Below are 12,327 nucleotides of genomic sequence, written 5' to 3' on the forward strand. Positions count from 1 at the left end.
CATGACCAAGCCGATCTCATTTTAACCGACATTGACTCTGGCGTTCCTGAATATCCGCATCCAGGCGCCGTATTCGTTCCAGTCGTCCGGATGCCAGGAGTTCTGGACCGCCCTGAAGCAGCGCTCGGGATGCGGCATCATGATCGTGAAGCGGCCATCCAGGGTCGTCAGCCCGGTAATGCCGAGCGGCGAGCCGTTCGGATTGGCCGGAAAGCTTTCGGTCAAGGCGCCGGTGTTGTCGACGTAGGACAAGGCGACGATTTGCGCCGCAAGCGCCTTGGCATGGCCGTTCGCAAACTCGGCGCGGCCTTCGCCGTGCGCGATCGCCACCGGCATTCTCGAACCTGCCATGCCGCTAAAGAAGATCGACGGCGACGGCTGCACTTCGACCAAGGCGACCCGCGCCTCGAATTGCTCGGAACGGTTGCGCAGGAAGCGCGGCCACAATTCCGCGCCGGGAATAATGTCCTTCAAGCCGGACATCATTTGACAGCCGTTGCAGACGCCCAGGCCGAAAGTATCCTGCCGGTTGAAAAACGCTTCGAATTGATCGCGCGCGCGGGGATTGAATAGGATCGACTTGGCCCAGCCGCCGCCCGCGCCGAGCACGTCGCCGTAGGAGAAGCCGCCGCAAGCGACAAGGCCTTTGAAAGCGGACAAATCGGCGCGTCCCGAGATGATGTCGCTCATGTGCACGTCGATGCTCGCGAAGCCGGCGCGGTCGAACGCGGCCGCCATCTCGACATGGCCGTTGACGCCCTGCTCCCTGAGGATAGCGACTTTCGGCTTCGCGGAGGAAGCGATGAAAGGCGCCGCGACATCGGCATTCACGTCGAAGGTCAACTTCACGTTCAGCCCCGGATCGTTGTCGTCACGAATGCGTTCGAACTGTTGTTTGGCGCAATCCGGGTTATCGCGCAGCGCCTGCATTCTATAGCTGAGCTCGGACCAATGCGCCTGCATGTCGGCGCGCGTGGCGTTATACGCGACGCGGCCGTCATGGATCACGGTCAATTGCTGGCGTTCGACGACGCGGCCGATCAGGTGGCTGACCTCACCTAGGCCGGCCTGTTTCAAGATGGACAGCACATCGTCCGCTTCGCTGGCCCGGACCTGGATCACCGCGCCCAATTCTTCGTTGAACAAGGCCGGCAACAAGTCGCCGAGATCATCCAGAATCAGCTCCGCGCCGATCCGGCTGGCGAAGATCATTTCCGCGACCGTGGCGAGGAGGCCGCCGTCCGCGCGGTCATGGTAGGCCAGAAGTTTACCCTGAGCATTCAGGCTTTGGATCGCCGCGAAAAACGCTTTCAGCAAGGCCGGGTCGTCAAGGTCCGGACTCGTATCGCCGAGCTGCCGGTAAACCTGCGCCAGCACCGAACCGCCGAGGCGGTTTTTGCCTTGGCCGAGATCGATCAAGATCAACACCGTGCCATGCTGATTGCTCCACAATTGCGGCGTCAAGGTCCTCTCGATGTCGGTAACCGGCGCAAACGCGGTAATGATCAGCGACAGCGGCGCGGTCATCGTTTTTTCGCCGTCCCGGTCCTTCCAGACCGTTTTCATCGACAACGAATCCTTGCCGACCGGAATCGCGATGCCCAAGGCCGGGCAGAGTTCCATGCCGACCGCCTCGACCGTGTCGAACAACGCCGCATCTTCGCCCGGAAAGCCGGCCGCCGCCATCCAGTTCGCGGACAGTTTGATGTCGCTGAGCTTAGCGATCGGCGCCGCCGCGATATTGGTGATCGCCTCGCCGATCGCCATGCGGCCGGAAGCCGGCGCGTCGATCACCGCGAGCGGCGTCCGCTCGCCCATCGCCATCGCCTCACCGGTGTGTGCATGAAAGCCTGCCGCGGTCACCGCGACATCGGCGACCGGCACCTGCCAGGGCCCGACCATTTGGTCGCGGGCGACTAAACCGGTTACCGAACGGTCGCCGATATGGATCAAAAAGCTTTTGTCCGCGACCGCCGGAAACGACAGCACGCGCTTGACGGCTTCACCGATCTCGATGCCGCTCAAATCGACTGCCTGCAAAGCGGCCTGCTGCCGCTGCACATCGCGGTGCATCTTGGGCGGCTTGCCGAACAGCACCGACATCGGCAGATCGACCGGCGCGTCGCCGAGCAGATTGTCGTCGAGCCGCAGTTGCTCTTCGTCGGTCGCGACACCGATCACCGCATACAAGCAATGCTCGCGTTCGCAGAAGGCCTGGAATTGTTCGAGCGATTCGGGCCTGATCGCGACGACATAGCGCTCCTGCGCCTCGTTGCACCAGATCTGCATCGGCGACATGCCGATGTCCGCGTTGTTCACCTTGCGCAGTTCGAAACGGCCGCCGCGCTCGCAGTCGTGGATGATTTCGGGCACCGCATTCGACAGCCCGCCCGCGCCGATGTCATGAATCGAGACGATCGGTGAATCATTGCCGAGCGCATTGCAGTGGTTGATCACTTCCTGGCAACGGCGCTGCATTTCGGGGTTTTCGCGCTGCACCGAGGCGAAGTCGAGATCTTCGGAGCTTTCGCCCGAGGCTAATGATGAAGCCGCGCCGCCGCCGAGGCCGATCAGCATCGCAGGTCCCCCGAGGATGATGATCAAGGAGCCCGCCGGTATCGGCTGCTTGTTGACCAGCATCGGCCGGATCGAACCCAGGCCGCCGGCGATCATGATCGGTTTGTGATAGCCGCGATAGCTGTTTTTATCCGCGCCCGGCGCCGTTTGTTCGTAGCTGCGGAAATAACCGGCCAGATTCGGCCGGCCGAATTCGTTGTTGAATGCGGCGCCGCCGATCGGGCCTTCGAGCATGATGTCGAGCGCTGAGGCGATCCGCGACGGCTTGCCGTGATCTTCTTCCCACGGCTGTTGATAACCCGGAATTTTCAGGTGCGACACCGAAAACCCGCTCAGGCCGGCTTTCGGGGTCGAGCCGCGGCCGGTCGCGCCTTCGTCGCGAATCTCGCCGCCGGAGCCGGTCGCGGCGCCTGGATGCGGCGAAATCGCGGTCGGGTGATTGTGCGTTTCGACCTTCATCAGGATGTGCGCGTCTTCCTCGATATAATCGTAAAGACCGCTCACTGGATCGCGGCGGAAAACCCGGTTGTGGAAACCCTCGATCACCGACGCATTATCGCTGTAGGCGGACAGGATGCCGTCCGGATTCTTTTGCGCCGTATTGCGGATCATGCCAAACAGGGTCTTGCCTTCCTGGACGCCGTCTATCGTCCAGTTCGCATTGAAGATCTTGTGCCGGCAATGCTCGGAGTTCGCCTGCGCAAACATCATCAGTTCGACATCGGTCGGATTCCGGCCCAGGCCTTCGAAGGCGGAGACCAGATAGTCGATTTCATCGTCCGACAAGGCCAGGCCCAGGCTCTGATTGGCCTGCAGCAATGCCGGTTTGCCCTGCTCGATGATCGCGACGCGCTGCAACGGCTGCGGCGCGTGCTGGCTGAATAAATCCGGGGCGCTGTCGCCGAAAACAACGCTCTGTGTCATCCGGTCATGCAGCAAGGCCGCCAATTGCCGTTGTGTCGCCTCGGCCAACGGCGCTCCGGCTTGGAGAGTATATTCGATGCCGCGCTCGATCCGGTTGACGACGGCAAGGCCGCAGCGCTGCGCGATTTCGGTCGCCTTGCTGGACCACGGCGAGATCGTGCCGGGACGCGGCACGACCAGCAGGCGAATGCCAGCGCCGGCCGCTTCGGCAGGGCCTGAGCCGTAATCCAACAGCTGCTGCAGAATGGCGTATTCGCTGGCCCCCAAATCGCCTTGCTGATCGACGAAATGCACGAAGCGCGCCGACACGGCTTGAATAGCCGTTTCGACGGCCTTTAAATCGGCCAATAGTTTGGTGATACGGAAGTCGGAAAGTGCAACAGGACCTGGGATAATTAACATGAATCGATAGTCTGAAATTAAAAAGCGAGTGGAAAGCCTAGCGCATCCACCCTTGAAAGGAATTTTTCACGGTAACGGGCATGAAGCCGTTTCCTCTCCCCGAAAAAATAAAAGACCCGTATCTACGGAATCCTATTTGCCTTGAATGGTGCCGCCCAACAGCCGTAACAGCTTGACCGCGGCCTCATCGCTGACCGGATTCAAATCCTTGTCGGTGACCGCAAGGTCGGTCTTGTCATCGACAGCGATCAACTTCAGCAAATATTCCTGTTCGTTCACCTCGAATCCCTTGAACAGAAAGATGGCCTCATCCAGAAGCGACCCGTCCTCGGCTTTTCTCGCCTCGGGATGGTACTGAACATAAAACAGCTTCTGATCCTGATCGCGCTGGGTCACCTCGATCGAATTTCGGCTCAGCGCCTTGCTGACCAGGTGCCAGGCCTTGTTGGGCGAACTCGCGATTCTCAGGCGGCGCTCGCCATCCGAGAAACGCACCAGTTCGACCGGCGTGCCTTCCTGTTGGGAGTCCTTTTTTGCATCCGTGGCTTCAGACTTGGCTTCGGAGTGTGCTTCCGGCACGGCTTGTTCGGATGCTTCGGGCTCGGCTTCGGGGTGATCGCTCTTGGCTTCCGCGCCGGCTGTTTCGGTGTCCTCGGCCGCCTCCGGAGCCGTCTCCGCCGGCTCGGTCTCGGCTGAGGCAGGCTGATTTTCCTCTTTTACCGGTTCGGCCTTCTGCAACGAAGGCTCTTCGACGGCATCGGCGGCAGCGCCGGCTTTTAAGTCATCGGGCAGGACCAGCGGCGGAATTTCGGTCGTGTATTGGTAGTCCTTTTCCTTGTCCGGAAACAGGCTCTGGATATAGCCGCACGCCGATAGATTCAGCGTTGCCGCCGTGATCAGCAAAAGTTGCTTTCTACGATGATTCATCGTGGGTTAAATGACTCCGGCTTGGCGCATCGCGGCGCGCACGGTCTCAAAGCAATCCGGGGTCAGCCAGGTCAGGGGCAGGCGAATGCCGCGCGGCATCAGTCCCATTTCGGCGACCGCCCATTTGACCGGAATCGGATTGGACTGGATGAACAAGGCCTTGTGCAGGCCGGTCAATTTCTCGTCGATCGCGAGCGCGGTCTCGGCATCGCCGGCCATCGCGGCCGCAAGCATTTGATGGACCAGTTTCGGCGCGACGTTGCCGGTTACGGTGATGCTGCCGTTGCCGCCCAACAGGCAAAATTCGCGGCTGGTCGCATCGTCGCCGGTGTAAAGCGCGAAATCATCGCCGCACAGAGCGCGGATTTTTTGGACGCGGGACAAGTCGCCGGTCGCTTCTTTGACGCCGACGATGTTTGTGAATTTGGACAGGCGGCCGACCGTTTCCGGCAACATGTCGCAGGCGGTTCTGCCGGGCACGTTGTAAAGGATTTGCGGAATATCGACCGCGTCGTTGATCGCCTGATAATGCAGAAACAAACCTTCCTGAGTCGGCTTGTTATAGTAAGGCGTGACCAGCAGGCAGGCATCGGCGCCGATCTCCTTCGCGCGGCGGGTCAGGTGAATCGCTTCGCTCGTCGAATTGGCGCCGGTGCCGGCAATCACCGGGATTCGCCCATCGACATAGGCGACCACCGAGGCCATGACATCGCAATGCTCGTCTTCATTTAGGGTTGCCGATTCGCCGGTGGTGCCGACCGCGACAAGCGCATCGGTGCCCTCCTCGATATGAAACTCGACTAATTTTTTCAGGCTTTCCTTGTCAACCGCGCCGTTATCAAACATCGGTGTGACCAGCGCTACGATACTACCTTGAATCATGAACTCCCTCGGTAAATATGGATATTATGAATATTTGCCCATTATACCAAGCAACTCGGCAAAACTCAGCTGGTAATTATCGGCGCCGCCAAAGACGCAAATCATTGAAATGCTGCAAGCAATTTAAAATTGTTATAGAATGAGCGGTTATATAGACATTTCTTGGCGGCAACGCCCCTCTCCTTGTACAGGTAAATTCATGACCCAAGCTGTTCCTTCATCACCCTCATTCCAGGATTTAGCGCTTATCGAGCCGGTGCTAAAAGCGCTGAAGGATGTCGGTTATGAAAATCCCTCGCCGATTCAGGCGCAAGTGATCCCCTTTATGCTGCAAGGCAAGGATGTACTCGGACAGGCGCAAACCGGTACCGGCAAGACCGCCGCGTTCGCATTGCCTATTCTGTCCCGCATTGATCTCAGACAAAAAGACCCGCAGGTTCTGGTGCTCGCGCCGACCCGTGAACTGGCGATCCAGGTCGCCGAGGCGTTTCAGCGCTATGCGGCGCATCTGAAAGGCTTTCATGTACTGCCGATTTACGGCGGCCAGGATTATAGCTCGCAATTGCGTCAGCTCAGCCGCGGCGCACATGTGGTCGTCGGCACGCCGGGCCGGGTGATGGATCACATGCGGAGAGGCACGCTGAAACTGGATAAGTTGAGCGTACTGGTGCTCGATGAAGCGGACGAAATGCTGCGCATGGGCTTTATCGACGATGTCGAATGGATCCTCGACCAAACCCCGAAAAACCGCCAGATCGCACTGTTTTCGGCAACGATGCCGTCGCCGATCCGCAAGATCGCGCAAAAATACCTGACCGAACCTGAACAAGTCACGATCAAAGTCACCACCGCCTCGGCCGAAAACATCCGCCAGCGCTTTTGGGTGGTCAGCGGCCTGCACAAACTGGACGCCCTGACCCGCATCCTCGAAGCCGAAACCTTCGACGGCATGATCATTTTCGTCAGAACCAAAACCGCAACCGTCGAATTGGCCGAAAGACTCGAAGCGCGCGGCTTTTCGGCCGCCGCAATCAACGGCGACATGTCGCAGGCGTTGCGTGAGCGCGCGATCGCGAATCTGAAATCCGGCAAGCTGGACATCCTGATCGCGACCGACGTGGCCGCGCGCGGCCTGGACGTGGACCGAATCACGCACGTGGTCAACTACGACATTCCGTATGACACCGAATCTTACGTTCACCGTATCGGCCGGACCGGCCGCGCGGGCCGTACCGGCGATGCGATCCTGTTTGTCGCGCCGCGCGAGAGGAAACTGCTCGGCAACATCGAAAAAGCGACCAAGCAAAAGGTCGAGCAGATGGACCTGCCTTCGACCGAGGTGATCAACAACAAACGCATCGCGCGTTTCAAGCAAAACATCACCGACACGCTGGCGGCCGAGGAATTGAGCTTCTACAGCCAACTGCTCGAGCAATACCAGGTGGAGCACAATGTCAGCGCCATCGAAATCGCCGCCGCGCTGGCCAAGCTGGTTCAGGGCGACGTGCCGCTGTTGATGCAGCAACCGCCGAAAAAACCGAAGGAACACCGGGAAGATTTCGCGCCGCGCTCCGATGAGAGCCCGAAACGCGAGCGTAAAGGCAAGCGCACCGACACGGTGTCCGGCATCGACATGGAAATGTACCGGATTGAAGTCGGCCACAGTCACGGGGTGAAGCCCGGCAACATCGTCGGCGCGATCGCGAACGAAACCGGATTGGACGGCGAACATATCGCGCGGATCAAGATCGAGGACGATTACAGCACGGTCGAACTGCCGTCCGGCATGCCGAAGGAACTGTTCCAGGAATTGAAGAATATCCGGGTCGCGGGACAGCGGTTGAACATCTCGAAACTCAGCGACCACTCCGGAAAATCCTCAACGGAGGTCAAGAAGGCCGCGAAGAGCAAAAAACGCATGTCATCGACCTCGAAAAAAGGCAAGTCGGCCAGTCAGGATTAAATTGAGGGACTCAGGCGATTTTTGAGAAAGAATGAGCCGATAGTCTATTGCAAATATATCGTTGGCTGGGCGGAGTCGAAGCGAACTGTTGGCTTCGACTCCGCCCAGCCAACGCAAATAACCCCGCTCAGCCTACGTCAAAAACTCAAATCGGGCAAACTCATTTCCGTCAGTCGCCCAAGGCGCTTGGCAATCGCTTGAATGCAGCGCCTTTTAGCATCCCAAAATCATTCCAATCGCAAATAAACAGATGGAAAAAACCTGTTTATCTTCAAATACCACAAGAACCAGAGGCTGTCGCCTACAATCTCGAAATAGGCCACGACTTTCACTACAGACCAGATTTTGATCTGACGCAATCATATCTATAATCGACACAAGCCTGGCTTTATTGCCTTCATAAATCGCTAAGTTAGACAAAAAAAATTATAATAACGGAAATCACAACCCTAGTATCTTTAACTGACTTGCAAATGTTATGGGGGAATTTTGCGTAAATCATTACTTATTGGCTATTTTATTGCTGCCCTAACTCCTCTCGCCATTTTATTTTCACTGGCTACGATTTCCTGTGTACTCAGCTATTTCATATTAATGGCAATTGGTGATGTATGGCCGCTAAGTAAAATGATTAAAAAACTTACCCAGGTACTGCTGGTTTTAAGCATTTTCCCGTTACGTACCTATTTGAAACTAAGCTGGACAGAATTGGGATTTTCCCCTACGAGCACTTTTTTTAAGCAGCTAATTAAAGGATTAGCTTTTGGAGTTATGACCTTGCTGCCAGTTTTGTGGCTGTTGTATTTCTTAGAAGTACATGTGTTTGATCAAACTAAGACATGGACCCTGGAAATGGTTGTGAGAAAAACCAGTATTTCTCTATTTTTAGCCTTATTAATATCTTGTGTGGAAGAGCCTATATTTCGTGGTGTATTGCTGACAGGATTACGGCAAAAAATGGCGACATGGGCTGCAATTGTAATAGGTTCAACCTACTATGGCTCTTTGCATTTTTTAGAAACTTCGACCAAAATCCCCTATCAATATATCACATTGAAAACCAGTTTTATGTTATTTGGTGAAGCCATTAGGGCATGGACGAACCCGGCGGTACTTCCCGCGTTTTTGGGCTTGTTTATGGTGGGAATTTTCTTAAGTGTAGTCCGTACGCAAATAAAACAGAGCTTAGGTTTATGTATTGGGTTTCATGCCAGTTGGGTATTGCAGATTAAACTCAGTAAAGATTTTTTTAATACCAACTATAGCTCGCCGTATTTGTATTTAGTTAGTAGTTACGATGGTTTGGTTGGGCCTTTAATCGCAGCCTGGCTATTTTTGGCAACGATATTTTATTTGGCTTATCGACATTGGCATCGGTATAGGTAACTTTGTCAGGCTAACATAACTATAGGACCATATCGGAATCCTCCACATAAAAAATATTAACTATTTAATATTACAGACCTTGGAGTTTTCCAGATTTTTTCAGATAGCGGATACCCAAATAAATAACTGTAAGTATCGATAATATACCCATTAATAATTGGTTACGTAATTGCACTTCATGGCTAGTAAGTTCTGGGTACTTGTATAATAAGACCAACACAATACCGATTAACCATACGTAAACGGAGGAGTTTTCCTTTACCACAGGACGCTGCCACCTGAAATTCATGCTGTTAAATGTCGAAAACAGACCCGAGAACCTTGGAATCCAGCGATTTGCGCGCTGACAATAAGCGTCGAATTCCTTGCCGAATTTACTACGTAGAAAATTTTCTTCGGCCAGAACAATAGACTGATAGATAAACAAAAATGCGGGGATAAAAACCGCAATGTAAAGCAATGAATTAGCCAGTATGCCAATGCCGATCAATTTGAGGATATTCCCTACATATAATGGATTCCGACAGTGATCAAAAACCCCTTCCGTCACTAAATTCGATGCATAGACTTTTTTGTCTTTACCACCGCGCTCAATATATGCCAAACCAATGGTTGCACATCGAACTCCTTGTCCCAAAATAGTGATAAATAATCCTGTCCACATCACCCAATTATGGTGTTCAATAGTTACTAGCTCAGGAGACGGTATAAAGAGCGCTAAATACAGAGGAATAAACACCCAGTTTCTATATTTAAAAAAGAAATTCCCTATTTGAATCATCATTATTTCTTCACCGCAAGTAGCCCGACAAAATTATACCATTTGAAAAACACTTCGCAATGCGCGAAACCGATTTCCGTCAATAAAGTAATATTTTCACTGAGTTTATATGGGATAAGAATATTTTCCAAAGCTTCGCGCTTTTGTGATATTTCCATCTCACTATAATCATTACGCCGCTTATAATTATAATAATATTTAATAAAGTCGCGGTTAAAAGCGCTGTCTTCCGCCAATATTTTTTCCACCAGAATTAATGCACCACCACTGTACAGTCCATCAAAAATACATTTCAACAATTTTTTTCGATTGATGGGACGTACAAATTGTAAAGTCAGGCACGAAATTATTACCGAAGCGTTAGAAATTTCTAGGCTTTCATTTAAGTCTGCAACGCGTAATTCGAAAGGCCGCTTTAACCCAGCCTCTTCCAGCTTGGTTTGACATTTAGCTAACATTTCGGAAGAGTCATCAATACCAATAAAACGAATATCCTCCTCTATTGAAGTATTCATGCCGATTAATGTCGTTCCAGTAGCGCATCCCAAATCATAAACATCTGTGCCTGACTTGACATAATCAGCCGCTTGTTCTGCCATCATACGCTGGATTTCTCCGTAAAAAGGCACCGACCTGTTCACCATGTCATCAAATACACTGGCAACAGTTGCACCGAATTCAAAATCCGAAACTTTTTGTATTTTTTCTTTAAATACCTGATCTTTATGCATAATTTCTGAATTCTACGGGCTTAAAATAATTAACATCCACCGGCTAAAAACCGGTGAGTTCGAGTAACGGAATGAAAGTCCGGATACGCGTCTGCTGAACGACGCGTCTTAATCGGGTTACATTTTAAAATCATCATTTGGCTTGGGTTCAAAATGATGCTCCAAATACTGTTTAATCATCTCTTCCATCATCTGCCAAACTGTGGCGCAAAAATAACCTCGCGCCCAAAAGTGTTGCCCCTAACGCATTTTTCAAATGCGGGAATTCTTCAAGCGGAATAATTTCACTCGCCGCTATCGTCGGTGGTGCATTGACTAAAATATGCACATGATTTTTGCTCACCACACCCCGGAATATTCGAATTTCAATGATTCACAGGTCTGCCTGCCCCCTGACCAGATCCGCTACTTCGCCTCGCAAGACCTTCATAGTGGTATTTGGCCACCAAAACAAAATGATACTCGATCTGAAATACTATATGGCTGTCATATCTATATTCCATAGCCCCTATCCTTCATTATTTCAGCCAAAGTTTACTGGCTAAAGCTGGTGGTTTAAATCTTAGAATAAAAAATTAATTAGAGTCTACTCGGATATTATAACTCATTAGATAATAATATTAAATAAGCCATTTTTTAGGTATAATAGTGCACGAAAAACGAGTCATTAGACGCGCGCTTAGTGATCGGCACCGTGATCATCAAACACAAGCTGTGTCTTTCCGACATGGAGACCGTGCAGCAAATCCAGGAAAATCCGTATCTGCAATACTTTGTCGGCCTGCCGGATTATCAACAGGCCGAACCGTTTGCACCCTCGTTATTCGTAGACATCCGCAAACGCATGGGAGCCGCGGTCTTTGCTGCATTCCATCGCGCCGTCATTGACGCGCATGAGAGTGAAAAGAAAAAACGCCAGCCCGGACCGCCGCAGCAACCGCCTTCTCCAACCCCACCACCCGAAAGCCTGGATGAGCAGCCTTCGATTGAGCCAGAGGCACCGGCGCCTCAGCCAGTTGAACCGGCCCCGCAAGGCAAATTGGGTGATTCAGCAGCTGTATCAACAGCAATGGGAGATATACCAAGCCCAGGCACGCTGCTGCGATCATCGTATCGTCAGCATCAGCCAGCCTTATGTGCGGCCGATCGTGCGGGGCAAACAAGATAAGCCGGTTGAGTTTGGCGCCAAACTCAATGTCAGCCTGACCGGTGACGGCTTGGCCCATGTTGACCCTCTGCGCTGGGATGCCTTTCATGAAGGGCTGGATTTGGTCTCTCAAGTCGAAGCCTACCGCACCCGGCACGGACACTATCCGGAGCGCGTATTGGCTGATTCACTGTACGGAACGCGCGCAAATCGCGATGATCTCAAGCAACGCGGCATACACTTTGCCGGCAAGCCGCTCGGGCGTCCGAAACAAATGACGGACGCCAACCGAGAGCAGCTAAAACAGCAGAAAGCCCAGCGCAGAAACGACTATTTGCAACGCATCCCCATTGAAGGCAAATTTGGCCAGGGCAAGAACGGCTATCGGCTCAATTGCATCCGGGCCAAACGGGCAGATACCTCATTCGCCTGGATCAACAGCATCTTCTTGGTGATGAATCTGCTGATCCTGCAAAGGATCTTTTTTGTCCTTGGTAAAATCGGCTACGCCGGTTTTATAGGACTGTTTAAACAGGCCCGGAAATGGTTATTTTCTTCTTCACTTCAGGTTCGACCTGTGTAATCGCCCTAGGAGTTACGCCGGCTG

At 53.2% G+C, this 12,327-nt stretch carries 7 protein-coding genes and 3 pseudogenes; 4 read left to right on the top strand and 6 right to left on the bottom strand.

Going from position 1 to position 12,327, the window contains the following annotated elements; all coding sequences use genetic code 11:
• Nucleotides 1–21: 21 nt before the first annotated feature.
• The 3 genes from purL to dapA form a co-directional block, all read right to left on the bottom strand.
• The gene (gene purL, locus METLA_RS0105040; protein WP_024297516.1) at nt 22–3,903 is read right to left on the bottom strand and encodes a phosphoribosylformylglycinamidine synthase; all 3,882 of its coding nucleotides are present in this window, start codon (nt 3,901–3,903) and stop codon (nt 22–24) included.
• A 132-nt stretch (nt 3,904–4,035) separates the two neighbouring features.
• Complete coding sequence (gene bamC / locus METLA_RS20590; protein WP_024297517.1) at nt 4,036–4,830, bottom strand: outer membrane protein assembly factor BamC; 795 nt, start codon at nt 4,828–4,830, stop codon at nt 4,036–4,038.
• 6 nt (nt 4,831–4,836) lie between these two features.
• Nucleotides 4,837–5,712 (bottom strand): 4-hydroxy-tetrahydrodipicolinate synthase, encoded by an 876-nt coding sequence (gene dapA / locus METLA_RS0105050; protein ID WP_024297518.1) that lies wholly within the window; start codon nt 5,710–5,712, stop codon nt 4,837–4,839.
• Between the two features lie 199 nt (nt 5,713–5,911).
• Between dapA and METLA_RS0105055 the strand changes: the two genes are divergently transcribed.
• Together METLA_RS0105055 and METLA_RS0105060 are read left to right on the top strand one after the other, a co-directional pair.
• Nucleotides 5,912–7,675, top strand: a complete 1,764-nt coding sequence (locus METLA_RS0105055) for a DEAD/DEAH box helicase (RefSeq protein WP_024297519.1) — start codon at nt 5,912–5,914, stop codon at nt 7,673–7,675.
• Nucleotides 7,676–8,164: 489 nt separating this feature from the next.
• Nucleotides 8,165–9,061 (top strand): CPBP family glutamic-type intramembrane protease, encoded by an 897-nt coding sequence (locus tag METLA_RS0105060; protein WP_245598733.1) that lies wholly within the window; start codon nt 8,165–8,167, stop codon nt 9,059–9,061.
• A 70-nt stretch (nt 9,062–9,131) separates the two neighbouring features.
• On the opposite strand, the gene METLA_RS0105065 is transcribed toward METLA_RS0105060, so the two are convergent.
• From METLA_RS0105065 to tnpA, 3 genes and pseudogenes are all read right to left on the bottom strand, one after another.
• Nucleotides 9,132–9,845 carry a methyltransferase family protein gene (locus METLA_RS0105065; RefSeq protein ID WP_198408450.1) on the bottom strand — a complete coding sequence of 238 codons (714 nt, stop codon included), beginning with the start codon at nt 9,843–9,845 and terminating at the stop codon, nt 9,132–9,134.
• Nucleotides 9,845–10,573: a carboxy-S-adenosyl-L-methionine synthase CmoA gene (gene cmoA, locus METLA_RS0105070; RefSeq protein ID WP_024297522.1), complete on the bottom strand. Its 729-nt coding sequence runs from the start codon at nt 10,571–10,573 to the stop codon at nt 9,845–9,847. Before cmoA ends, METLA_RS0105065 begins: the two co-directional genes overlap by 1 nt.
• Before the next feature lie 117 nt (nt 10,574–10,690).
• A pseudogene (gene tnpA / locus METLA_RS23835) lies at nt 10,691–11,076 on the bottom strand (IS200/IS605 family transposase).
• A 173-nt stretch (nt 11,077–11,249) separates the two neighbouring features.
• Here tnpA and METLA_RS23920 point away from each other — a divergent pair.
• Nucleotides 11,250–11,405: pseudogene (locus tag METLA_RS23920) on the top strand (transposase); the annotation flags it as partial.
• A 208-nt stretch (nt 11,406–11,613) separates the two neighbouring features.
• Nucleotides 11,614–12,198 (top strand): annotated as a pseudogene (locus METLA_RS23925) (transposase); the annotation flags it as partial.
• Nucleotides 12,199–12,327: the final 129 nt, after the last annotated feature.

It is taken from the genome of Methylomicrobium lacus LW14, assembly GCF_000527095.1.
GTDB lineage: Bacteria > Pseudomonadota > Gammaproteobacteria > Methylococcales > Methylomonadaceae > Methylomicrobium > Methylomicrobium lacus.

What these genes read in the sequence shown, in the direction of transcription:
- purL (WP_024297516.1), bottom strand. Translation starts at nt 3,903, where the DNA reads ATGTTAATTATCCCAGGTCCTGTTGCACTTTCCGACTTCCGTATCACC.
- bamC (WP_024297517.1), bottom strand. Translation starts at nt 4,830, where the DNA reads ATGAATCATCGTAGAAAGCAACTTTTGCTGATCACGGCGGCAACGCTG.
- dapA (WP_024297518.1), bottom strand. Translation starts at nt 5,712, where the DNA reads ATGATTCAAGGTAGTATCGTAGCGCTGGTCACACCGATGTTTGATAAC.
- METLA_RS0105055 (WP_024297519.1), top strand. Translation starts at nt 5,912, where the DNA reads ATGACCCAAGCTGTTCCTTCATCACCCTCATTCCAGGATTTAGCGCTT.
- METLA_RS0105065 (WP_198408450.1), bottom strand. Translation starts at nt 9,845, where the DNA reads ATGATGATTCAAATAGGGAATTTCTTTTTTAAATATAGAAACTGGGTG.
- cmoA (WP_024297522.1), bottom strand. Translation starts at nt 10,573, where the DNA reads ATGCATAAAGATCAGGTATTTAAAGAAAAAATACAAAAAGTTTCGGAT.